The organism is Pacificibacter marinus, assembly GCF_018860665.1.
GTDB lineage: Bacteria > Pseudomonadota > Alphaproteobacteria > Rhodobacterales > Rhodobacteraceae > Celeribacter > Celeribacter marinus_A.
This window is the reverse complement of the sequence record NZ_JAHKPK010000003.1, coordinates 85,754-107,937: the sequence shown is the minus strand read 5'-3', so window position 1 is coordinate 107,937 and position 22,184 is coordinate 85,754. Positions and strand designations below refer to the sequence as shown.

The window sequence follows — 22,184 nt, the reverse complement described above, 5'->3', positions numbered from 1 at the left end:
GAGCAGCGTTAAATTCCGCAAAGGATGACCAAATGACACAGACACTTTCCACACAATCGCGCAAAAGCCCCCCCCGCGTGGCCGCTTTTGTTTTGATGTCCGCACTGGCTTTGACGGCCTGTACCAACCCTGACCGCTTTGGCGCGGGCGGTGCGGGTGCTGGCGCAGCTGGCGCGAATGGCGGCATTATCGCAGGATCGATCAACGATCCGACCTCGACTGCATATTTCAACCAAACTATTGGTGATCGTGTGTTGTTCCTTGTGGACCAGTCCACATTGACAGACAGCGCACGCGGACAATTGACGCAGCAAGCGCAGTGGTTGTTGGCCAACCCTGGTTACACCGCGATCATCGAAGGTCATGCCGATGAGCAAGGCACACGCGATTACAACTTGGCTCTTGGCAGCCGCCGCGCCGCTGCGGTGCAAGATTTCTTGATCTCGCAAGGGGTGAACCCATCGCGTCTTAAACCAATCACATACGGCAAAGAACGCCCCATCGCGGTGTGTTCCGACGAGAGCTGTTATGCACAAAACCGTCGCGCTGTGACTGTTTTGGCGGCGGGCGCTGGCGTAAGCTAAGGCCTTGTATAGGCGCAATAAACTGGCAAAAGGTGGCGGTATGAAACGCATTTTGATGACGACTGTGGTGATGTTTGGCCTCGGTGCTGGTCTGAGCTTTGGCGCGGGCGTGCAAGGTGCCGTCGCACAAGATGCGCAGACCTTGGCGGATATCCGGCAAGAGGCCGCTGTCTTGTCGGTTGAGCTGCTTAAATTGAAACGTGAACTGTCCACGACTGGCGCGCCGAATACTGCTTTTGGCGGCGCGTCCACCTTGGAACGTGTTGATTTGATGGAAAGCAGTCTCACCAAATTAACAGCCAAGATGGAACAGCTTGAATTTCGCATCGACCGCATTGTAGCCGATGGCACACGTCAGCTTGATGATCTGAATTTCCGTATCTGCGATATGGAGGCCGGTTGTGACATTGGCAATTTGCCCGTTTTGGAACCGCTTGGCGGGGTTGAACCTTCAAGCGGAGCCAGCGATGTCGTCGCTGTCGGGCCAGGATCAGAGGCGCCGATGGATGGTGGCGGTGGTCAATTGGCCGAAGCCGAACAAGCCGATTTTGATGCAGCTCAAGCCGCTTATGACGCGGGATCCTATGAGGTGGCTGCCGATGCCTTTGGCACGTTTGCGCAAAACTACACTGGCGGATTTTTGACCAGCGAAGCGCATTTCATGCGCGGCGAAGCCTTGAGCAAATTGGGCCAGACCACGGAAGCCGCGCGGTCTTATTTGGACAGTTTCAACATCTCGTCCGACGGCGTGCGCGCTCCTGCGGCCTTGTTGCGTCTTGGGGGCGCGATGGCGGCTTTGGGGCATGTGGATAAGGGCTGTGTGATGCTGGCTGAAGTGGGCAGTCGTTTTTCTGGATCATCTGAGGCAAATGAGGCGCAAACCGCGCGTCAAACTCTTGGGTGCCAGTAAATACATGCTTTTAAGTATTGGACCATGCGGTGCGCCGCTTGGTCATTTTATTGATGTGATTGCATAACGTTATTATGGTTCAGACAGACACCCACAGCGCGATGCTGAAACATTTTTTTGCCTCCGCTTTCACTTTCGAGAAACCCAACCATGTCGGTATTGCTGTGTCCGGCGGCGGGGATTCCATGGCTTTGCTGCGCTTGATGGCCGATTGGGGCCAAGAGCAGCGGGTGCGCCTGTCTGCTGTCACGGTCAATCACGGCTTGCGCGCGGATGCCGCACGCGAAGCGGAATTTGTGGCTGAGACCTGTGAAAGCCTGAAAATCAAACACAGTACATTGAACTGGACCGATTGGAGTGGCGCAGGCAATCTGCAGGACGCTGCCCGCCGTGCGCGCTACGGTTTGATGGCGGATTGGGCCAAGGACAACGATATTGATACCATCGCACTGGGGCACACTGCCGATGATCAGGCAGAGACCTTTTTCATGCGTTTGGCGCGGGCGTCTGGCATTGATGGGCTGACGGGAATGCAACGGCGCAGGCAAGCGGACGGGATCACATGGGTGCGACCTTTGCTGATGCAAGAACGGTGTGAGCTGCGCCAGTACTTGCGCGATCTGCGCCAACCTTGGATTGATGATCCCAGCAATGATGACGAAACCTACGACCGTGTAAAAGCGCGCAAAGCCATGGCGGCGCTGACGGATTTGGGCATCGATTCTCATGTGGTGGGGCGGGTGATGGATCACCTGTCGCAAGTGCGTTCAGTGCTGGATGTGACGACCCATGATCATGCGATTGATTGCATGGTTGAAGACAATGGCGATTTGATCATTGATCGCAAAGGCTTTTCCCAAGGCGCCCCCGAGATCAATCGCCGCCTTGTTTCTCATGCGCTCAAGTGGATTTCATCCGCCGATTACGGGCCGCGCGGGTTGAAATTACAAGAATTCATGTCTGCGATGCTTCGCGGTCAACATGCGACTCTGCACGGGGTGCGCTTGATCGGAGACGCGCAATCCTTGCGCCTGTGTCGTGAATTTTCGGCTGTGCAAGACGAAGTGAGCATTCCAAACGGGATTTGGGACAATCGCTGGCAGATAACCTGCGACAAATCAGATGGTTTGATCGTACGGGCTTTGGGCGAAGACGGTTTGCAAAAACTAGGGGCGCGCGTAGAGGGGGGAGCGCCCAGAGAGAGCTTAAAGTCCACGCCTGCGGTGTTTTCAGGCGATGATTTGATTGCTGCTCCCTTGGCTGATCCAAGCGTTCCGGTGGGGGTTGCCGCTCAATCTATCCATGCAAAATTGATCCATCCACGCGGTCACGCGTTTACATCGCTTTTATCGCATTGAACTTACCCCATTGATCCCTATTTTAAGGGAAACCGCTCAGCGCCTCCGCGCTGAGTCTGAATTTTCGAGGAGACCTGTTTTGGGTAATGCACGAAATCTCGCTTTTTGGCTGGTGCTGTTGATGCTGGTGGTGGCGTTGTTCAACGTCATCGGTGGCAGTCAATCATCTTTGGCGACGAATGAAACCAATTATTCCGAATTTATGTCCAGTGTTGATTCTGGTACTGTCACCTCGGCCTATATCAATGGCGAGAAGGTCAATTACACCCTGTCGGATGGCTCGGACTTTTATGTCATCAACCCAGGCGATGACGATTTGGCGCGCACCTTGGTCGACAAGGGCGTGAACGTCAAAGGCAAGGCGCAAAAGCAAAGCGGTCTGACATCTTTGTTGATCACCTTTTTGCCTTTCATCTTGATCATCGGTGTTTGGATTTTCTTCATGAACCGCATGCAAGGCGGCGGTAAAGGCGGGGCGATGGGCTTTGGCAAATCGAAAGCCAAGCTTTTGACCGAAAAAGCCGGACGCGTGACATTTGATGATGTCGCCGGCATCGACGAGGCCAAAGAAGAGCTGGAAGAGATCGTCGAATTCCTGCGCAATCCGCAAAAATATTCACGCCTTGGCGGTAAAATTCCAAAAGGCGCTTTGCTTGTTGGCCCTCCCGGTACTGGTAAAACCTTGCTGGCGCGTGCGATTGCGGGCGAAGCTGGCGTGCCATTCTTTACCATCTCAGGCTCTGACTTTGTTGAGATGTTCGTCGGTGTCGGTGCCTCTCGTGTGCGCGATATGTTCGAACAAGCCAAGAAAAACGCGCCATGTATCGTCTTTATCGATGAAATCGACGCCGTGGGCCGTGCCCGTGGGGCTGGCCATGGTGGCGGCAATGACGAACGTGAGCAAACGCTTAACCAATTGCTGGTTGAGATGGATGGCTTTGAAGCCAATGAAGGCGTGATCATCGTGGCTGCGACCAACCGTCGTGACGTTCTTGACCCTGCCTTGCTGCGCCCGGGTCGTTTTGACCGCCAAGTCACCGTGCCAAACCCAGACATCAAAGGTCGCGAGAAAATTTTGGGCGTGCATGCGCGTAAAATCCCTCTTGGACCTGCGGTTGATCTGCGCATCATCGCGCGTGGTACACCGGGGTTTTCGGGTGCCGATCTGGCCAATCTTGTGAACGAGGCCGCTTTGATGGCCGCGCGTATCGGACGCAATGTTGTCACTATGGTCGATTTTGAATCTGCCAAAGACAAGGTCATGATGGGCGCGGAACGTCGCTCTATGGTTATGACGCCTGAGCAAAAAGAAATGACGGCTTACCACGAAGCGGGCCACGCCATTGTTGGCATCATCTTGCCGAAATGTGATCCTGTCTACAAAGCGACGATTATTCCACGCGGCTCTGCTTTGGGGATGGTGATGAGCCTGCCTGAAATGGATCGCTTGAACATGTTCAAAGACGAGTGCCATCAACGCTTGGCGATGACCATGGCGGGCAAAGCGGCTGAAATCATCAAATACGGTGCGGACCAAGTGTCCAACGGTCCCGCAGGCGACATTCAACAGGCGTCTGGCTTGGCGCGTGCGATGATCTTGCGCTGGGGCATGTCAGACAAGGTCGGCAATATCGATTACACCGAAGCGCATGAAGGCTACAGCGGCGGCGCTGGCGGGTTTTCAATGTCAGCTGCGACCAAAGAAATGGTCGAGGAAGAAGTCAAAAACTTTATCCAAGCGGGCTATGAGCGTGCCTATCAAATTCTCGAAGAAAACAGCGAAGAATTTGAACGTCTGGCGCAAGGCTTGCTTGAATATGAGACCCTCACTGGCGACGAGATCAAACGCGTGATGAAAGGTGAATCACCTCACGTGGATGAAAACGCGGACGATGAGACCGACAAAGACAAGCCCTCTTTGATGGCCGTGCCTAAAACGCGTAAACGTAAACTGGACGCGCCGAAATCAGAGACGCCAGATACGGATGCCTCTGATGCGGGGACACCAGAGTAATCTGTGTCACTATATGAATTTAAAAACCGTGCCTTAGGGTGCGGTTTTTTTATGAGTCGCTTAGGGCAAAACATCATCAATCTGCACTGGCGGGTGAAGCGTCGCGATTTTGGCCGCGGCCATGCGGCCTCTTTCCTCAAGACCTCCCACATGATAAAGCGCGGATAAGAGGACCTGATATGACGCTTAGAAATCCAAAAGACATCGACACAATGGCAGATCTGCGTGCTCAGATTGATCAGATTGATCTTGAGCTGATCCGCATGCTGTCGATCCGCCAAAGCCACATCGATCGCGCCGCCGAGATCAAGCCTGCCGTGGGTCTGCCCGCGCGCATTGACGATCGCGTCAATGAGGTTGTGAACAACGTGCGCCGGCTTGCGACCCGCGAAGGATTCGACGCGCAAACTGCTGCTGACATGTGGCGTTTGATGGTTGATAACATGATCGCCCGCGAAGAGCAGGCCATGTCCAAAGGAGACACCGAATGACAGCCACCCGAATTGACGGAAAAGCCTTTGCTGCTACGATGCGCGGCGCAATCGCAGCCCATGTGGCGCGCCTCAAAGAAGAGCAGGGCATAACCCCTGGCTTGGCTGTAATTCTTGTGGGCGCCGATCCTGCGTCCGAAGTTTACGTGCGCAATAAAAACACATCGACCATCGAAGTGGGCATGAATTCTTTTGAACACAAACTGCCCGCGGACACCTCCGAGGCTGATCTTTACGCGCTGATTGACCAGTTGAACGCCGACCCTGCTGTGCATGGCATCCTGTGTCAGTTCCCAGTGCCCGACCATCTGTCCGAACGCGATATCGTCGCCCGCATTGATCCCGCCAAAGACGTCGACGGCTTGCATGTGTTGAATGCGGGTCTTTTGGCCAGTGGTCAGCGCGCTATGGTCAGCTGCACGCCGCTTGGCTGTTTGATGCTCTTGCGCGATCAGCTAGGGTCTTTGTCTGGTAAAAATGCTGTGGTCATCGGGCGGTCCAATTTGGTGGGCAAACCCGTGGCGCAACTGTTGCTGCGCGACAGCGCCACTGTCACTATCGCCCATTCACGCACCAAGAATATCGAAGAGGTCGTGCGCGGCGCTGACATCGTTGTCGCCGCTGTGGGTCGTGCTGAAATGGTCAAAGGCGATTGGATCAAACCGGGTGCTGTGGTCATCGATGTGGGCATCAACCGCATCGACGCGCCCGAGCGTGGCGCGGGCAAAACCCGTCTTGTGGGCGATGTTGATTACGCTTCTGCCGCCGAGGTCGCAGGCGCGATCACGCCTGTGCCCGGTGGTGTAGGTCCAATGACCATCGCATGCCTGCTGGCCAATACAGTCACCGCCTGCTGCCGTGCCAACGGTTTGGCCGAACCCGAAGGTCTGACAGCCTAAGGCCGTCAAAACCCAGCGCAAGTCGCATAGAAAAGCCCGCGCTGAGGAGCACCTTGCGCGGGCTTTTTATCTGTTTAAAAAGGCTCGCGATTCACAGCTTACAGTACATATATGTGGTGCCGTGCAATGCCTGTCCATCGGCATCATAGGCGAAATCAGGGATCGAGCCTGCGACCTTGAACCCGACAGAGGCATAAAGGGGTGCAGCCACATCGCCGGTGCGCGTGTCTAATGTGACGAGCGTTTTGCCGTTGCCTTTCGCTGTGCGCAAGGCGGCATGCATCAAAGCCCGTCCAATGCCTTTACGACGCGCTTCTGGGGCAACCATCATCTTGGCAATCTCGGCGCGATGCGGTTGGTTGGGCGGCATATTCCCGACCAATTGAACCGTACCCAACACTGTATTGTTCTCAACCGCTATGAGCACATCGCGTTCGCCTTGGATCACACTTAACGCAACCGTGTCGCGCCAAAATGCTTGTGCTGCCTCAAGACTTAAAGGCTGCATGAAACCAATCGCCGCCCCCGCCGCCACACTGTCGACAAGTATCTGCGCCAAACTTCGGCTTTGTGCGAGCCACAGATCAGGCTTGTCATTGGGGGCGGCTTTGATCACCTGTACTTGCATAATTTTGCTTTCATAAGTTTTGCCGCATGTTGATCTAATCCATCGGTTCCAGATTGTGCAGCATCTGTTTCAGCAGCTCTGGCAGGGCGGTATCCGCGCCCTCAGGCGCAGCATCCAAAGCCGCAGCCACGTCTTTTTCCAAAATCGCGACGGTGTTTCCCGTCTCATAGCCTTGGCGGGCAAATTCGATTTGCTCGAAACGCGAGGCGAACCAATTTTGCCCTGTGGCTTTTTCCACCAGCGCCAGCAGCTTACCGTGATCAAGATCGGCATCCGAGGCCCAATCCAAAATCAGCCGCGTCATCACCGTATGCGAAGCACAGAGCAGATTGTTCAACACCTTGGTTTGAATGCCATCGCCAAACCCGCCCATACGATGGATGTTGCTGCCCATCGCTTCAAACAAGGGCCAAGCGGCTTCAACTGGCGCATCATCGCCGCCGACCATAAAGGCCAGCGTGCCTTCTATTGCGCCGACTTGTGCGCCCGACATCGGCGCATCAATCAAATTGATATGATCTGGAATGCGGTCCCGCAAAGCGCGCACATATTTCGGCGATAAGGTCGATGAGACAATGATGGTTTCCAAATCTGTGGCGCGCAGCACAAAGCCTTGGGGGCCGAACAGCACTTCATCGGTCTGAACCATATCGCGCACAACGGTGATCAGTGTCGTCAGCCCATTTGCAAAAGCATCGGCATCATTGGTCACCGGTAGATTGCCAAATTCACCGGCTGGGCGAATATCAAACCCCACCGCGTCAATCCCACCTTTGCGCATATTGGTCAGCATTCCACTGCCCATACGGCCCACGCCAGCCAGTCCTGTTTTTGTCATGTCTTGTCCTCCTGAGGGGGAGGATGGCGCTATTGGTCAGGGTTGGGAAGAGGCTTTTTGCAATCCCCCTAGTGATCAAACGTACTTTCGGCCACAAACATATTCGCCCATGCGCGGTCAATCAGGTCGGGCGACATGTGGTAAGGCATGCCTTCGAATTCGCAGATGGCAATCATTTGATCGATCAGGAATATCGGCTGATAGTTCGCGAAAATGCTATCAATCGTTGGATATTTTTCTTTCAGCAAGTAGATCAGCGAGGCCTCGTCCAGCGGCATCTTTTTCTTGCGCGCCATCATTGCGAAGATTTTCAAAAAGCCCTCTTGGTCAGGCCCGTCGATTTTGATTTTGTAGAAAATCCGCCGTAAAGCCGCTTTGTCGAAGATTTCATTGGGGTGAAAGTTGGTCGAGAAAATCACCAAAGTGTCAAAGGGCACTTCGAATTTTTCACCCGATTGTAGCGCCAAGATGTCTTTGTTTTCCTCGAGCGGCACAATCCATCTGTTGATCAGTTTTTGTGGAGGCTCTTCTTGGCGACCAAGGTCGTCGACGATGAAAATACCACCATTGGATTTCAGCTGAAGCGGCGCTTGATAGGTGCGCGCAGTGGGGTTGTAGACCAGATCCAACATGTCGAGAGTCAGCTCGCCACCGGTGACCACCGTGGGGCGCTGGATGCGCACATAGCGGCGATCAAAACGGTTGGCAGAGCGGCGCAATTGCGAGGCATCATCTTCGTTTTCTTCGCGAATGGTGTGAATAATAGGGTCATAAACCGTGATCACCTGACCATGATAATCGATGGCGCGGGGCACATAAATCAAATCACCCAAAGCGTCGCGAATACCGTTCGAGATTGACGACTTACCATTGCCAGGTGGTCCGTACATTAAAATAGAACGCCCTGCGCCGACCGCCGGCCCAAGTTGGTCCAGCAAGTCAGGGGGCAAAATCAGATGACCCATGGCATCGGTCAAAGCCTGCCGAGTGATGCGCATATTGCGCACCGATTGGCGTTTCACTTGTTCGGCGTAAACCTCAAGCGGGATCGGCATCGGGCCGTAATATTCAGATTGCGATAAGGCATCAAGCGCGCGCGCTTTGCCGGTATCTGACAGACGAAACCCCATTTCAGAGCCTTGCCCCGCCGCCAAAGTCCCAGTCGCTTCGACCAAGCCTTGCTCGCGCACCATATCGACCAACTCTTGCGTGACATTCACCGGCAAACAGAGGGTTTTGGACAGATTCGACACCTGCTCTTGATTGGTGCGAAACATCGTTTTCAACAAGATATCACGCATCATCACGACGCCAAGGCCCGTGTCGGCAATCGTGCGGGGCAGGGGCGGTGCGACCACGTTTGGGGTTACGTCCATGTTCATCTATCTTGTCCTCTTCCGCTGCGCTGTTTTGGCGAATGCTCGCACGGCCCGCGATGTTAGCACAGTGTAGCCAGCCTGACGCGCCACGCCAAGAATTTACCGCGCAATTCTTTGCAAACCATGGCGTTTGAGCCTAATCTTTGAAAAAAATGAAACGAGGCAGTGATGAGCAAGATTTCCAGCATGCGCTATGGGCTTTTTTTGATCGTGATCATCGGCGTTATGGGCGGCGTGGCTTTGGCCAAAGGCGGGTTCTTCGTCGATCGTTATGAGGCAGATGTGGCGCATCTGTTGGATATTTTGCTGCGTATCGATGCAGGGCTGGTGCCTCATATCGACATTTCTACCCCTTTGGGGATTGCAGCGTTTTATCCGATCACGTTGTTCAGCGCGCTTGGTCTTGGTTACGGTCAAAGCTTTATCGCGGCGCAGATTTTGATTGCCGGATTGCTTGCGCCTATGGTGACGCGCGTGGCCGTGTCTCGTCTCAACGGGATGAGTGCTTGGGTCTTTGGTTTGGTGGTGATGACGATCGTGTTGTCATTGGTTCACGGCGAAGACGTCGCCTCGACATCTGCCTCGATGTATTACAACCGCTGGGCTTGGGCCATGTCGTTTGTTGCGCTCTTTTTGGCGGCTATGCCTGCTCAGGATGGATCAGATCGCCCGCGCTTGGATGGGCTGATCATTGGCGTGCTATTGGCAGGGCTAGCCTTGTTGAAACCCACGTATTTTATCGCCTTTGTGCTGCCAATTTCTGCGGCATTGGCCTTGCGCGGTGCTTGGATGTCTTTGCTGTTTGGACTTGTTTCGGGCTGTGTCGTGGCACTCATGGTGGCTTGGGGATTTGGGGTGGATTTCTACCTTGCCTATATCCACGATCTGTTGACTGTCGCGCAATCTCCCACCCGTGCGGCCCCGAGTGCTGATTTTGCCGAAGTTCTAAATGGCCCGCGGTTTTTGATCGGGACACTTGTGCTGGTACTCAGCATCATCGTGTTGCGACAAGGGCGTCAAGGGCGGGCAGGGCTGGTGCTTTTGCTCTTGGCCCCTGGGTTCATCTATGTCACCTACCAAAACTTTGGAAACGACCCCAAATGGTTGTTATTTCTATGTGTGTTTTTGCTGGCGCATCGCCCGACGCGGGGCACGCGGGTTATTTTCAACGCTGACGCCCGCAATGCCAGCGCGGCTTTGGCTTTGGTCAGCTTTGCTTTAATCGCGCCCTCGTTTCAAAACATGATCACCAGCCCGATGCGCCATTTTGGTGAGGTTGAAGAGGGCTATGCCATGCTGTTTAAGACAGCGCCAAAGGCCCATGATGTGTTTGTATTTGCCGATCGCGTCTCGCAAATCACTGAAACGCGACCGATGGCCTTGCGGGTGCCAGCCTTGGCCATTTATGGCGCGCCGTTGTCAGAGCCTATGACGTTTCAGGGCGCAGAGTTGCCGCGTTGTACATTGGACTCTGGGCAAGGCCCCTTAGACACATATATGGCACAAACATTGCGCGGCGCACCTTATGGTTTTGGATCGCTCACGCAGGTCTTTGTGACGGATTTGGTCAGCTCAATTTGGATCGAGGGCGGTTTTGCACCACTCAAAGGCGGGGCGCCGTGGTATTATTCAGGATTGCCAGGGATAGAGAATGCGGATGTCATCGTTGTCCCTGTCTGCCCCCGAGATGCGCTTGTGCGACGTGAGACCTTGGCCGCGATTGAACAAGCCGACCTGACCTTGGGGGCACCGATTAAGAATGATGTGATGTGGGTTTATCCGATTAAAAAGGCGGGTGAATAGACCTATCTTAGACGTAGGCACATGACCCAAGTAAAAACGCCGCGTAATCATGCGCGGCTTTTTGATGTCTCAGTGTTACTCTCAATCTATGCGCCGTTACCAGCCAAAGGCGACGATTCCAAAATATGTGGTAAAAGCCCCTGCCAATGCCAGCCCAGCGGGGAATTTTTTGTGCCCCCAAGACACCCAAGTTTGCGTCGCGTTGCGCACAGCAGGTATGGCGCGAAACAGCCGATGGGTGACAAAAGCCCCGATCAAGTAAGCGCAAAACAGCGGCACCACAAAGCGCGCATCATGGGCGGGAATGAACATCGCCATGGCGGCCGCATATTTGCCGTCGCCCGCGCCAACTCCCATAAAGGCATAGGCGAACATGCCAAATAGATACATGACAATGCCATGGGCAAAGCCCCAAAAATAGGTCGGCCAATCGAACAAAAACGGCCCGATCACAACGTAGATAGCCACCAAAGCCATCACGAGGGCATTGGGCAATTTCATCCGCGCCAAGTCATTGAACGCGGCTAGAAAAGATAGCGGCGTGGTGACAATCAAAATCCACAAGGCCGCAGTCGCATCAAGGTTGAGCATCAATTCGTGACGTTGGATTCAAGCGCACGCAAAGATCGCACGGCCGTTTCAAAATGCTGTGGGTGGGTGTCGATGGCTTCTTTGATCAACCCTTTGCCGATGGTGACATCGCCAGATTTTACCGCAGAGAGACCCAGCGTATACAAAAGCTGCGCACGCTCGACTTGGGTCATCGTGACGACGGGCAATTCGTATTTACCTTGAGCGCCGCGTGACAACACAAGATTGTTTTTTGCGGTGAACAAGGCAGGATCATAGGTGATCGCTTCTGCAAACAGCCGCTCGGCCGAAGTGAATTCGCCACGGGTCATTTTGGAATAGCCCCAGTTGTTCAGCACTGACGATGGCTTTGTGGTCAGGCCAACCGCTGTCTCGTAAAAGCTGTCGGCTTTTTTCCAGTCTTGATTGCTGTCGGCGATCATCGCTTCCAAACGGTAGCGTTTGTATGTTTCATGGGTTGGTGGAACAAGGTTCAGTTGTACTTGCGCTTCTTTCCAATCGCCGGAGCGGATCAGTGCATCCGCGTAATCCACGCGGTCCGTGCTGGTGGCGTCCTCGTGTTGAACAACGCCCTTCCAGGCTTTAACGCCTGCAGTATTATTGCGTGCTCGGATCAAGGATTGGGCCAGCCCGCGCATCAGATCGATACGGTTCGGATCTGAAGTTAAGGCTCGTGTAAAATAAGACACAGACTCGTTTGGGTCTGCCGCCGACAACATCACATCATTGAGGTTGTTTTCATCGATGACATTGACGGATGTTTTTGCTCGCTTCACGTCACCGAAATTTGATTGACCGCAACCGGTCAAGATTATCGCGCCCGAAAGGGTCAGCGAAGTTAAAATCACTTTGCGCATGGTGCCTGCCACCTCTTTTGACTGCCCGTTTCACCAGATATCGGCCTTTTTGCATCCGGTTTGCCCAAAATCACACAGAACGTATGATTTGAGATCGCCGCCGCCGGGTTGTTCCCGAGGTCCGATTAGCGTGCCAAGATCAGGTAATCCCCTGTTCCTCGACGCACCAAGGTAAAATCACTCTCATTTTGAATAATTGTATCAGGATTTTTCAATTTGGCGAGCGCCAAGCGTAAATTGTCACGAATTTCGGCAGATTGGCCACTATCAAGGGCGAAGGCCATACGGAACACGCGCTCTGCTTCGCCGTAATTGCGTTGTTCCATCAAAACAACGCCCAAATTATTCCATGCCGGCACGAAGGTTTCGTCCGCCTCAACCGCGCGGCGCAGAATTTTTTCAGCTTGGCCCAAACGCCCCAGCTTAAGATTGGCTGACCCGATGGCTGACATAACATCCACATCAAGGCCGCGATCCCCAGCCGCACGCAAGTAAGCACGCAAGGCCAGTTCATATTCGCCGGATGCCATCAATCTGTGGCCCACGATCAACCCGTCTACGGAAGCGACATTCGCCTTGATACCTGTTGGCGCATAGACGCCGCCCTCTTTGAGTGGGGCCAACGCGTTGGGATCATGACACCCTGTCAACGTCGCGAGGCTCAAACACGCCAAGACAACCCGACGCAGTACCAGCTTTGGGGAAGACGGATCATGACGTAGACACATGTCTTTCGGGCCTTTGCTTTATAGGGCATATAGGGGCGCGCAACGTCAGCCCCTATAGGCTATATCGTAAAGGCTTAGAACCCTTTCAGCAAGGTGACGATGTCATAAACAGATGGGCCGATCAAAATGATCAACAGCGGTGGCACGGTCAACATCATGGTCGCCAAGGTCATTTTTGTCGGCAAAGTGTTGGCCTTTTCCTCAGCGAGCATCACCCGTTTGTCGCGCATCTCACTCGCGTAAATCCGCAAAGCATCGGCAATAGAGGTCCCAAAGGACTGAGATTGAATCAGCACGGTCACGAATGAGGCCACATCGGCCACGCCAGCACGCTCGGACATATCGCGCAACACGTTGATCTTGTCTTTACCGGCTTTGATCTCATAGCTGACGATCTCAAACTCATCGGCCAATGCGGGAAAACCCGAGCGAATTTCACGTGCCACGCGCACGATGGATTGATCCAGCGATTGGCCCGCTTCCACACAGACCAGCATCAAGTCAAGCGCGTCTGGAAAGCCGTTGGTGATCTCTTCTTTGCGTGCTTCGACGCGGCGTGTGACCCAGTATTTTGGCGCCATATAGCCGATGCCAGCAGGGATCAGAACAGTCATAATCATCGACTGGGTTGAGACCTCAGCGTTGCCGCTTTTGATCACTGCCAAAATCACACCGATGGCCAAAAGGCCCATGCCCAAAGCAAGCTGCGCAAAGTTATACATGCGCACTGCGTTTTTGCCGCGATAGCCCGCTTGGATCAGTTTCAACTGAACGGCAGAATATTCTTCTTCGTTCTGTGGTTCTAGGAAATCGGCGTATTTCTCAAGCTTGTCTTTCTTTTGGGTCTGACGCAATTTCGTTGTCTTGCCGTTTTTGGCCTTTGCCGTTTGGGCATTGCCACGCACCTGCGCACGCAAACGATCTAGAGGATCATCGCGTTTTTTCAACAGGGCAGGGGTTGCAAACAGCATCAGAACGATGCCCAGCACGCCCATGATAATCACCGGGCCGAAGGGGCCAAGCTGTTCGCCAAAAATAGATGTGAAAAACTCTAGCATGGTATGTCCTTTCCCCGTCTAGACTTTGATGTCGACAAGGGAGCGCATGATGAAAATATTGGCGACCAGAAAGCCAGCAACCACAAGACAGGCGGGAATAAACGCGGCGGTATGTTTCACGGTGTCGTAGTAATCGGGTTTGCCCACCAAGATGACCAACAAGCACCCAAGCGGGAACAATGACAGGAACATGCCGGACCATTTCGACTCAGCCGTGATCGCTTTCACGCGGCGAAACAGTTTGAACCTTGAACGAATAACCTTGGACAAGCCTTCCAAAACTTCAGCCAGGTTACCACCCGATTGCTGTTGGATCGACACGGCCACGGCCAGAAAGCGCATGTCTTGCATATCAAGCCGTTCGGCCATGTCTTTCAACGCCTCGCCCACATCTCGCCCGTAAGCTGATTCATCGGCGATCACGCCCATCTCAGTGCCAAGCGGGTCGGGGACCTCTTTGGACACGATGGTCAAGGCGCTGGAAAACGGGTGGCCCACACGCAAGGACCGCACCATCAATTCAACGGCTTCTGGCAGCTGTTCTTCGATCATCGACATCCGCTTTTTAGCTTTGTTGTTGATCCACACAAATACGGCTGTGACCCCCATGCCCAAAGCGACGCCTGCGCGTAATGGGGCTGATGTCGCGGTGCCTACAGTTAAGCCCACAAAGGAAATCATCGCCAAAAGCGCCATAATTCCAATCAGTTGAACCGGTGAAAAGGCGATGTTCGCTTTCTGCGCTTTCTCTGCCAGAATGGAGTAGAGCGGCACCTGACGCGATTTTAGGTGCTGACCCATTTCTTTGCGCAGCTGGTTGAGCACCTCTTCGCGGTTGCCCCCTTTTTCCAGCATCTCAAAGCGACGGTTCACGCGGCTGTTGAGCGAAATGGATTTGCCGAAGACGGTCAGATAAATGCCTTCGACCAGCAAAAGCACGGCAATAAAGACGACGACGTAGATGATAAGATCAGTTGAAATGGCCATGGCTGTTCGTGTCCTTACTGCGGTTTCGTGGGTTCGAACAATGATGGTGGCAAATCATAACCCCACATTTTGAACCGCTCGGAAAAGTGGCTGCGCACGCCGGTCGCTGTGAAATGACCGATAATTTTATTGTCAGGCGTCAGGCCTGTGCGTTGGTAGCGAAAGACTTCTTGCATCGAAATGACGTCGCCTTCCATGCCGGTGATTTCAGTGATCGACACCATGCGGCGTGACCCGTCTTGCAAACGCGAGGCTTGCACGATCAGGTTCACCGCGCTTGAGATCTGGCTGCGCACCGCTTTGAGCGGCATTTCGATCCCGGCCATGGCGACCATGTTTTCCAGACGAGACACACCATCACGTGCCGAGTTGGCGTGAATTGTGGTCATTGATCCATCGTGACCGGTGTTCATCGCTTGCAACATATCGATAACTTCTTCACCGCGGGTTTCCCCCACGATGATGCGGTCAGGGCGCATCCGCAAAGCATTGCGCAAACAATCGCGCTGGGTCACTGCACCTTTGCCTTCGACGTTGGCGGGACGGGATTCCATCCGGCCCACATGTGTTTGTTGCAGTTGAAGCTCGGCCGTGTCCTCAATGGTTAGGATACGTTCGTCATCGGCAATAAAGGATGACAGCGCATTGAGCGTGGTCGTTTTACCAGAGCCCGTCCCACCTGACACGATGACGTTCAGTCGTGTGGACACGGCAGCTTGCAAATAGGCGGCCATTTCTTCGGTGAAGGCCCCAAATTTGACCAGATCGTCAATCGCCAGTTTTTCTTTTTTAAATTTACGAATGGACACCAAAGACCCATCCACCGCGACAGGCGGCACCATGGCGTTGAAACGTGACCCGTCCGCGAGACGCGCATCGACGTAAGGGTTGGATTCATCGACGCGACGGCCAACGGCCGACACGATCTTATCGATGATGCGCAACAGGTGCTTTTCGTTTTTAAATGTCACATCCGACAGCATTAATTTACCGTCGCGTTCCACGAATATCTGGTTCGGACCGTTGACCAAGATATCGTTCACAGTGTCGTCTTTGAGCAGGGTTTCCAGCGGCCCCAAGCCCTTGACTTCATCGTATAAATCTTGGTTTAAGACCATCCGCTCGTCGCGATTGAGAACCATACCTTCCTCATTGAGGAACTCTGTGGTGATGGCGGCAATCTCTAGCTTTAACTCTTTTTCCGGCGCGCTTTCCAGCGCGGCCAAGTTCAAGTCTTCCAGCAAGCGTTGGTGCATCGACACTTTGATGTCGGAAATGCGTTCCTTGCGTTTGCGGTCTTTTTCCTCAGGCACGATGACTTCTGTGCGCTGAATGTCACGACGCTGTACTGTCGCTTTTGGCTTCGGTGCAGAGGCTGCAACTTGGGGAGCTTGGGACACAGGCGCGTCTTGGGCCGGCGCGCCTGTAACGGCGCGCGCTTGTTTTGTGTCTGTCTTTTTGTATCTCGAAAACATGTAATTCCCCTAAACCTAAACCTGAAACCCCCTCACGAGGTCTTATTGTGCTGCTGCGCTCATTGCTTCGCTTTGGCGTACGTGTATCGATGCGGCGAGCTTTTGGATCTCTTTGCGCAGCGGGTTTTTACCTGCGTCGATCGCCAGAGGCAGCCCTTGGTCATTCGATTGAAGCACGGCTTTGCCGCCATCTGGCAGTTGCACCTCAATGGCGATTTCCAAGCTCTCGGACATGCGTTTGATCCGTGATTTTGCTGATAGGTCCATGCCTTTGGGGGCGCGGTTCAACAAAAAGCGATACTTTTCAAACGGCAGGTCTTCGGCCCGCAAGGCGGATCTGAGACGCAATATGTTTTGCGCCGACCGCATATCCAGCTCGAAAGGGGCAAAGATGATGTCAGCTTGGTTCAATATCACTTCGGACCAAGTCACAAACACCGATGGCATGTCGATGATCACATAGTCAAAATGATGGCGCGCCATTTCCAAGATGCGATCCAAATCCTCTGACTCGATGAAATCAAGCGGCAGTAAATCTGCTGGCGCGGTGAGCACCGAAATTGAATCGTTGAAGTTGGTCAATGCCGATTTGAACGCTTCGTCATCCATATGTTCTGTCGAGGACAGCAGCTCATAAACCGCTTCGCGGCGCGGCAAATCAAGATAGGTAGAAACCGATCCGAATTGCAGATTTAAATCCATTAACAACACACGCGGTTGCGGTTCGGATTTTTCAACATGGGCAAGTTCCCAGGCCAAGTTCACCGCCAAAGTCGTCGCGCCTGCGCCGCCTGAAACAGATTGAACCGGCAAGACCACACCATTGGCTGCGCGTTTTGGGGGCGTAGCTTGCTCGATAAAATCCGAAGCATGCGCCTTGCGCGGTGCGTCAAGACGCGCGATGGCTTCTGACAAAGCATTCTCGGGCAAGGGGTAGGGGATAAAATCTTCAGCGCCAAGTTGTAGCAAGTGGTGCAGCGCCATCGGGCTGACCTCATCCGCGATCAAAATGACTTTAACATTCTGAGCCTTGGCCGACTTGATCAAATCTGCAACGATGGCAAGCATACCTTCGTCTTCTTGGTCAATGGCGACGGCGACAAATTTTAATGCGCCTGATTCAGGTTGCCGGAAGAATTGCCGCGCATCCTCAAAGTTAAGATCGCCCCAGGATTCTCCCAGTTCGGTCTCCATGTCTTCGACCAACAGATCGAAATTCTGAACATCGCGTGAGATTGTACACGCAACCAATTGGTCTTGTTCAGTATGCAATGCAGTTTCACTCGTCATTGCCGCGTCCTTTTCACCTTGGAGCGCCAAAGCCAAAAAGGTTTGCTTTAAAAACAAAGCCCGCCCCTTGGTCCCTGGCGCATGTCGTCCGACTCACTGTCAAACGAACTGCTCCTATTGGGTCTAAGGTGACGGGCAATGTGGGCAACAATAGGGCCAAAATAGCATAATAATTCGCTATTTCGGGACGATGTTTACTCCGCTAGCTGAGATTGGCCATAATCTACAAGGGCAGAAGGCGCTGTCGCACTTTCGATGTATTCACGGTGAATGATATCGGCGTAACGGCTGTCCATGATCAGCGGTGCGTTTTGGACAAAGCCTGACACTTCGGTCACCGTGCGACGATTGCGACGTTCTGGACCCTGTGTGGCGACCAAGGGCTGTGTTTCGCCCTCGGAAATCACCGCTTCGACGCGTGATCTTGAAATCCCGTGACGGACCATTTCATTCACAACAGCACGGGCGCGACGCATCCCAAGCGCTTTGTTCGAAGCATCAGAGCCAACCAAATCAGTGTGGCCAAAGACGCGGAAACGTACTTCGGGGAATTGCGCGATATATGCGGCTTGTCGCTTGATCGTCTCGCGCGCAGGCCCATCCAAGATCGCAGAATTGAATTCAAAGTTCACTGTGGTGTCAACTTCGGCGGCAAAACGTTCATTCATGTTAATGGCGTAAGACAATTCACCATTTTGAATCAAAGTGTTGTTCATCGTCGCGTTGCCAAAGGTGCCGTTGTCCAAATATCCGCCGGCCTCTTGTGTCCAAGACGCAAAGACAGGTGAATCAGAGCAAGCAGAGAGAGCCAAAAGGCTTGTCGCAGCCAGTGTCATTTTGATATTTGCGCGCATGATCTTACTCCATCACATAGCCGTAAGAACCGGAAAAGTCTTGCTTGGCGACTTCAGCCGCAGCACCTGTTTTCGGGCGCTCAGTGCCGCCATAAGTTTTACCAAACAAAAACAATTCAGATTCTGTTGGAATTTTCACGCGATCCGTTGGTAAAGCCAAAGCTAGTCCATTGGTCGGCGTGACCAGATGCGGCGTAACGATGATCACCAGCTCAGATTGGTCACGTGAATAATCGGTTGACCGGAATAGGGCACCCAAAACGGGGATGTCGCCCAACCATGGTACTTGGCCGGCAAGGTCTTGGAAATCGTCTTGCAACAGGCCCGCGATGGCAAAGCTTTCGCCGTCCCGCATTTCCACAGTCGTCGATGTCTCGCGACGCGTGAACGAGCTCACCGAAAATCCCTCAAGGTTGTAGTTCACTGTGGTGTCAATGCCAGACACAGCTGCTTTGAGTTCCAAGTTGATCTGATCGCCGTTCACAACACGGGGGGTAAAGTCGAGCTCAACACCGAAAGGTTTGTATTCAATGGTGATGCCGTTTTCGCTGGCAACAGGAATTGGATATTCGCCACCCGCAAGGAATTTGGCTTGCTGGCCAGACAGGGCAGTCAGGTTTGGCTCGGCGAGTGTGCGCACGATGCCTTTGCTTTCCATCGCTTCGAGCAACACAGCAATCTCGGTGCCGCCGATAGACGCGCCAAGTTTCAACGCGCCCAATGAATCATCTTTTGCGGTGAGCGCAGTGGTTACGCCGTTGTCGTCGCTTAGAAAACTACCGGTCTCAGAGCCGGTCCAGTTGCCGTTTGTTCCGACGCTGCCCACGAAAGCCAAAGATCCTGAAAGGTTTTTCGAGACTGAGCGCGACATTTCCGCAAAGCGCACTTTCAACATCACCTGCTGGGTGCCGCCGATGTTTAGCAGATTGGATACACGATCCGGCGCATAACGATTGGCCAGTTCAACTGCGCGTTCCATCGAGGTGACCGATTGGACCACCCCTGACAAAACGATGCCATCGTTGGCGGTGCGCACTTCAATCGCCTCATTGGGCATGATCTGACGCAAGCGTTCTTTGAATTCTGAAATATCTGGGGTGACTTGGATCTGAACGTTGGTGATCAAAGATCCGTCCGGTGCCAAAAGCGTCATCGTCGTCAGGCCAGGTGAGCGCCCAAGCACATAAATCGATCTGTCAGACAATGTCGAAATATCTGCAATCTCGGCGTTGGCCACCGAAATTTCCGCAAAGGGTTCGTCACTTTCAACGACCACAGCGCGGTTCATTGGGACGTTCAAAGCCCCAGAAGGCGATCCCGTCATAACCCGAAGTTTATCTGCAAATGCCACCTGCGGCACCATGTTCGCGACGGCGCACCCCAATAGGGCTGCCTTAAGTATATTCATCATTTTCATGTGACCTGCCTCTGAAATGATCACGCCTCTAGATTTGGGTTCTAACGACCCTATTGCGGTTACCATGGCCGAAAACCGGTTTGTTTGCAAGAATCAATCGCTTGGCTGGCTTTGGTGATGTGGACAAGTCACAGGTTGCCTCTAGGTCACGACCGGGTTTTGCCGACAAGTCATTGAAAAAGGCGGCACCTTTTATCAGATGCTGCCTTTTCAAAACTTTGCGCTGTGCCGCTAAGTTTGAGCAAATGAAGCGTTGCCTTGTGCTTTATTAGCTACAGGGGATCGGCATATCGATGATCTCTGCGCCTTTGCGGGTACGCACTGTGCAGACGCGCTCTTCGGGAGCAGCGACAATTTGTGCTGCGGCTTCGATGCCCAAAAGAGTCTTTTGGTCGATCTCAACACCATCGATCACGGTATCATCATCGCGGCCGACAAGGGACAGGGACAAGCGACCAGTGGATTGTGCCTGCGCCAATGCGGCAACCTGTTGTGGTGTGATTTCTACGGTCACAGTGCGTGCGATGGTGGGCGAAGACCGCTCACCGTCGGCCATTTGGTCAATCGCCACGAGCGGCACAGAGGATTCGATCAATTTGGTGACGTCACCGTTGTTCTGACCCGGCAAATTACCTGTCCAATAGACGTCAACTTTATCGCCAGGACGCAAGAATCCGGACACACCTGTGGACACATCTACACGGATCGCGAAGGCGCGCATACCTTTGCTCAGTCGCGAGGCCACGCCTGCATCAGCACCGGGTTCGGTCACTTTGACACCCAGAAGCGGCTCCATCGGTTCAATCGCACGCAGGGCAATCCGAGGCACATCGGCGCCTTGCGGGAATAATTCTTCTTCGGTGCGAAACACGCCTTCGGGCATGAAGTCTACCGGCCATTTTGCCAGCGTCACCGCCTCGGCTAAAATGGGATCACCGTATGCAACTTTCGTTGTCACGATGTAAATCTCTTCCGTTTTCACGATATTCTGGCGCAACGCTTTTTCGCGATCCAAATCCGCTTGATAGGTTGAGAGGTAACCTCTCGTAATGTGAACAGCAAAGCCCGCAAGGGCCATCCCAACCACCAAAACCAATCCAAAAATAATACGCATCTTCACATCCTCTTGCCTCTGACCCTTGATTTGGGCCTTCTGCTCACTGTTCGAAAATGACTGTTGAATATGGCGAATTCGTGGTTTTCGCGCGTCAACAGCTGGGATTCTACTGTTTTTGTATAACAAAGTGCTGTCAGGGCATCTTTGTCGTCCCTTCTGGGTCAATCGTCTCACATCTCATGGTCAGCCAGGAAGACGGCCCAAATGGTGAAAACCGCGCCGATTAAGAGCGCGGTTTTCATGTCTTGCCTGTCTGATCAACACGTAAAGCGTTGATCAAGGTAACTTAGTAAGTTACGACCGAGCGGCCAGCGAGATCGGAAGAAATTGTAGAACCAATTTTCTTTGTGCCTGTTGCAACAGTTGCGAGAACAGCAACACCGAGGCCTACGATTGCGGAAGTCAAAACAACCCAGTCCACTGTTACTGCGCCGTCTTCGTCTGCTTGGAAGTTTTTGTAGAGTTTGAAGAATTTCATGATGTATTTCCTGTGTTCAGATCAAAGCCAAAGACTTTGAGATATTTTGACTTAGTAAGTTACGACCGAGCGGCCAGCGAGATCGGAAGAAATTGTAGAACCAATTTCTTTTGTGCCTTTTGCAACAGTTGCGAGAACTGCAACACCGAGGCCGACGATTGCGGAAGTCAAAACCACCCAGTCAACAGTTACTGCGCCGTCTTCGTCTGCTTGGAAGTTTTTGTAGAGTTTAAAAAATTTCATGTTGTTACCCTCCGGGGTATATCTGATGTCCACGTTCTAAGCGGTGTTAGCTGCGGTGTTTCCCGTACCGCGTCGTCTGCCTTGTCGCTTTCGATGTGACTATATGGCCCCCGAACTGGGGCGAGAGTGGGGCAGGAATAGTACGTTTTTGGTACCGTTAATTTTTGATCAACTAAAATCTGTAA

Annotated in this window: 22 protein-coding genes; 7 read left to right on the top strand and 15 right to left on the bottom strand. The window is 53.3% G+C overall.

Translation table 11 applies throughout. The features are described from left to right. The first annotated feature begins 32 nt into the window (after nucleotides 1-32). The 6 genes from pal to folD all read left to right on the top strand — a co-directional run bounded on the left by pal (nucleotide 33) and on the right by folD (nucleotide 6,256). Nucleotides 33-584: a peptidoglycan-associated lipoprotein Pal gene (gene pal, locus KO497_RS01185; RefSeq protein ID WP_215942143.1), complete on the top strand. Its 552-nt coding sequence runs from the start codon at nucleotides 33-35 to the stop codon at nucleotides 582-584. Between the two features lie 40 nt (nucleotides 585-624). Further along, nucleotides 625-1,494 (top strand): tol-pal system protein YbgF, encoded by an 870-nt coding sequence (gene ybgF, locus KO497_RS01180; protein WP_252729453.1) that lies wholly within the window; start codon nucleotides 625-627, stop codon nucleotides 1,492-1,494. Nucleotides 1,495-1,568: 74 nt separating this feature from the next. After that, nucleotides 1,569-2,852 (top strand): tRNA lysidine(34) synthetase TilS, encoded by a 1,284-nt coding sequence (tilS, locus tag KO497_RS01175; RefSeq protein WP_215942142.1) that lies wholly within the window; start codon nucleotides 1,569-1,571, stop codon nucleotides 2,850-2,852. 79 nt (nucleotides 2,853-2,931) lie between these two features. Beyond that, nucleotides 2,932-4,866, top strand: a complete 1,935-nt coding sequence (gene ftsH, locus KO497_RS01170) for an ATP-dependent zinc metalloprotease FtsH (protein WP_215942141.1) — start codon at nucleotides 2,932-2,934, stop codon at nucleotides 4,864-4,866. A 179-nt stretch (nucleotides 4,867-5,045) separates the two neighbouring features. Further along, nucleotides 5,046-5,357, top strand: a complete 312-nt coding sequence (locus KO497_RS01165; protein WP_215942140.1) for a chorismate mutase — start codon at nucleotides 5,046-5,048, stop codon at nucleotides 5,355-5,357. After that, on the top strand, nucleotides 5,354-6,256 hold the full coding sequence (gene folD, locus KO497_RS01160; RefSeq protein ID WP_215942139.1) for a bifunctional methylenetetrahydrofolate dehydrogenase/methenyltetrahydrofolate cyclohydrolase FolD: 903 nt from the start codon (nucleotides 5,354-5,356) through the stop codon (nucleotides 6,254-6,256). Before KO497_RS01165 ends, folD begins: the two co-directional genes overlap by 4 nt. A 91-nt stretch (nucleotides 6,257-6,347) precedes the next feature. On the opposite strand, the gene KO497_RS01155 is transcribed toward folD, so the two are convergent. The 3 genes from KO497_RS01155 to KO497_RS01145 form a co-directional block, all read right to left on the bottom strand. Next, a complete protein-coding gene (locus tag KO497_RS01155; RefSeq protein ID WP_215942138.1) occupies nucleotides 6,348-6,884 on the bottom strand; it encodes a GNAT family N-acetyltransferase in 537 nt (178 codons plus the stop codon). 34 nt (nucleotides 6,885-6,918) lie between these two features. Next, nucleotides 6,919-7,722: an NAD(P)-dependent oxidoreductase gene (locus tag KO497_RS01150; protein ID WP_215942137.1), complete on the bottom strand. Its 804-nt coding sequence runs from the start codon at nucleotides 7,720-7,722 to the stop codon at nucleotides 6,919-6,921. Between the two features lie 68 nt (nucleotides 7,723-7,790). Next, nucleotides 7,791-9,104, bottom strand: a complete 1,314-nt coding sequence (locus tag KO497_RS01145) for an ATPase (protein WP_215942136.1) — start codon at nucleotides 9,102-9,104, stop codon at nucleotides 7,791-7,793. 165 nt (nucleotides 9,105-9,269) lie between these two features. On the opposite strand from KO497_RS01145, the gene KO497_RS01140 reads away from it, so the two are divergent. Beyond that, a complete protein-coding gene (locus KO497_RS01140; RefSeq protein ID WP_215942135.1) occupies nucleotides 9,270-10,904 on the top strand; it encodes a hypothetical protein in 1,635 nt (544 codons plus the stop codon). Between the two features lie 96 nt (nucleotides 10,905-11,000). Here KO497_RS01140 and KO497_RS01135 read toward each other — a convergent pair whose 3' ends face one another. The 12 genes from KO497_RS01135 to KO497_RS01080 form a co-directional block, all read right to left on the bottom strand. Then, nucleotides 11,001-11,495: a prepilin peptidase gene (locus KO497_RS01135; RefSeq protein ID WP_215942134.1), complete on the bottom strand. Its 495-nt coding sequence runs from the start codon at nucleotides 11,493-11,495 to the stop codon at nucleotides 11,001-11,003. Then, nucleotides 11,495-12,352, bottom strand: coding sequence for a tetratricopeptide repeat protein (locus KO497_RS01130; RefSeq protein ID WP_215942133.1), 858 nt, complete (start codon nucleotides 12,350-12,352; stop codon nucleotides 11,495-11,497). Before KO497_RS01130 ends, KO497_RS01135 begins: the two co-directional genes overlap by 1 nt. Before the next feature lie 125 nt (nucleotides 12,353-12,477). After that, nucleotides 12,478-13,080 (bottom strand): tetratricopeptide repeat protein, encoded by a 603-nt coding sequence (locus tag KO497_RS01125; RefSeq protein WP_215942132.1) that lies wholly within the window; start codon nucleotides 13,078-13,080, stop codon nucleotides 12,478-12,480. Nucleotides 13,081-13,154: 74 nt separating this feature from the next. Further along, on the bottom strand, nucleotides 13,155-14,138 hold the full coding sequence (locus KO497_RS01120; RefSeq protein ID WP_215942131.1) for a type II secretion system F family protein: 984 nt from the start codon (nucleotides 14,136-14,138) through the stop codon (nucleotides 13,155-13,157). 18 nt (nucleotides 14,139-14,156) lie between these two features. Further along, nucleotides 14,157-15,125 carry a type II secretion system F family protein gene (locus KO497_RS01115; RefSeq protein ID WP_215942130.1) on the bottom strand — a complete coding sequence of 323 codons (969 nt, stop codon included), beginning with the start codon at nucleotides 15,123-15,125 and terminating at the stop codon, nucleotides 14,157-14,159. A gap of 14 nt (nucleotides 15,126-15,139) precedes the next feature. Further along, entirely contained in the window at nucleotides 15,140-16,600 is a 1,461-nt protein-coding gene (locus tag KO497_RS01110) for a CpaF family protein (RefSeq protein WP_215942129.1), read from the bottom strand. A gap of 42 nt (nucleotides 16,601-16,642) precedes the next feature. Continuing rightward, a complete protein-coding gene (locus tag KO497_RS01105; protein ID WP_215942128.1) occupies nucleotides 16,643-17,890 on the bottom strand; it encodes an AAA family ATPase in 1,248 nt (415 codons plus the stop codon). A gap of 194 nt (nucleotides 17,891-18,084) precedes the next feature. Next, on the bottom strand, nucleotides 18,085-18,744 hold the full coding sequence (locus KO497_RS01100; protein WP_215942127.1) for an OmpA family protein: 660 nt from the start codon (nucleotides 18,742-18,744) through the stop codon (nucleotides 18,085-18,087). Nucleotides 18,745-18,748: 4 nt separating this feature from the next. Beyond that, entirely contained in the window at nucleotides 18,749-20,161 is a 1,413-nt protein-coding gene (locus KO497_RS01095; RefSeq protein ID WP_215942126.1) for a type II and III secretion system protein family protein, read from the bottom strand. Nucleotides 20,162-20,429: 268 nt separating this feature from the next. Further along, nucleotides 20,430-21,275, bottom strand: a complete 846-nt coding sequence (gene cpaB / locus KO497_RS01090; protein WP_215942125.1) for a Flp pilus assembly protein CpaB — start codon at nucleotides 21,273-21,275, stop codon at nucleotides 20,430-20,432. Between the two features lie 289 nt (nucleotides 21,276-21,564). Continuing rightward, complete coding sequence (locus tag KO497_RS01085; protein ID WP_215942124.1) at nucleotides 21,565-21,756, bottom strand: Flp family type IVb pilin; 192 nt, start codon at nucleotides 21,754-21,756, stop codon at nucleotides 21,565-21,567. A gap of 51 nt (nucleotides 21,757-21,807) precedes the next feature. Next, nucleotides 21,808-21,999: a hypothetical protein gene (locus KO497_RS01080; RefSeq protein ID WP_215942123.1), complete on the bottom strand. Its 192-nt coding sequence runs from the start codon at nucleotides 21,997-21,999 to the stop codon at nucleotides 21,808-21,810. Nucleotides 22,000-22,184 lie beyond the last annotated feature (185 nt).

What these genes read in the sequence shown, in the direction of transcription:
- KO497_RS01165 (WP_215942140.1), top strand. Translation starts at nt 5,046, where the DNA reads ATGACGCTTAGAAATCCAAAAGACATCGACACAATGGCAGATCTGCGT.
- KO497_RS01145 (WP_215942136.1), bottom strand. Translation starts at nt 9,104, where the DNA reads ATGAACATGGACGTAACCCCAAACGTGGTCGCACCGCCCCTGCCCCGC.
- KO497_RS01110 (WP_215942129.1), bottom strand. Translation starts at nt 16,600, where the DNA reads ATGTTTTCGAGATACAAAAAGACAGACACAAAACAAGCGCGCGCCGTT.
- pal (WP_215942143.1), top strand. Translation starts at nt 33, where the DNA reads ATGACACAGACACTTTCCACACAATCGCGCAAAAGCCCCCCCCGCGTG.
- cpaB (WP_215942125.1), bottom strand. Translation starts at nt 21,275, where the DNA reads ATGCGTATTATTTTTGGATTGGTTTTGGTGGTTGGGATGGCCCTTGCG.
- KO497_RS01085 (WP_215942124.1), bottom strand. Translation starts at nt 21,756, where the DNA reads ATGAAATTCTTCAAACTCTACAAAAACTTCCAAGCAGACGAAGACGGC.
- KO497_RS01120 (WP_215942131.1), bottom strand. Translation starts at nt 14,138, where the DNA reads ATGCTAGAGTTTTTCACATCTATTTTTGGCGAACAGCTTGGCCCCTTC.
- KO497_RS01095 (WP_215942126.1), bottom strand. Translation starts at nt 20,161, where the DNA reads ATGAAAATGATGAATATACTTAAGGCAGCCCTATTGGGGTGCGCCGTC.
- KO497_RS01100 (WP_215942127.1), bottom strand. Translation starts at nt 18,744, where the DNA reads ATGCGCGCAAATATCAAAATGACACTGGCTGCGACAAGCCTTTTGGCT.
- tilS (WP_215942142.1), top strand. Translation starts at nt 1,569, where the DNA reads ATGGTTCAGACAGACACCCACAGCGCGATGCTGAAACATTTTTTTGCC.
- KO497_RS01155 (WP_215942138.1), bottom strand. Translation starts at nt 6,884, where the DNA reads ATGCAAGTACAGGTGATCAAAGCCGCCCCCAATGACAAGCCTGATCTG.
- KO497_RS01140 (WP_215942135.1), top strand. Translation starts at nt 9,270, where the DNA reads ATGAGCAAGATTTCCAGCATGCGCTATGGGCTTTTTTTGATCGTGATC.
- KO497_RS01080 (WP_215942123.1), bottom strand. Translation starts at nt 21,999, where the DNA reads ATGAAATTTTTTAAACTCTACAAAAACTTCCAAGCAGACGAAGACGGC.
- KO497_RS01125 (WP_215942132.1), bottom strand. Translation starts at nt 13,080, where the DNA reads ATGTGTCTACGTCATGATCCGTCTTCCCCAAAGCTGGTACTGCGTCGG.
- KO497_RS01130 (WP_215942133.1), bottom strand. Translation starts at nt 12,352, where the DNA reads ATGCGCAAAGTGATTTTAACTTCGCTGACCCTTTCGGGCGCGATAATC.
- ybgF (WP_252729453.1), top strand. Translation starts at nt 625, where the DNA reads ATGAAACGCATTTTGATGACGACTGTGGTGATGTTTGGCCTCGGTGCT.
- KO497_RS01150 (WP_215942137.1), bottom strand. Translation starts at nt 7,722, where the DNA reads ATGACAAAAACAGGACTGGCTGGCGTGGGCCGTATGGGCAGTGGAATG.
- KO497_RS01115 (WP_215942130.1), bottom strand. Translation starts at nt 15,125, where the DNA reads ATGGCCATTTCAACTGATCTTATCATCTACGTCGTCGTCTTTATTGCC.
- KO497_RS01135 (WP_215942134.1), bottom strand. Translation starts at nt 11,495, where the DNA reads ATGCTCAACCTTGATGCGACTGCGGCCTTGTGGATTTTGATTGTCACC.
- KO497_RS01105 (WP_215942128.1), bottom strand. Translation starts at nt 17,890, where the DNA reads ATGACGAGTGAAACTGCATTGCATACTGAACAAGACCAATTGGTTGCG.
- folD (WP_215942139.1), top strand. Translation starts at nt 5,354, where the DNA reads ATGACAGCCACCCGAATTGACGGAAAAGCCTTTGCTGCTACGATGCGC.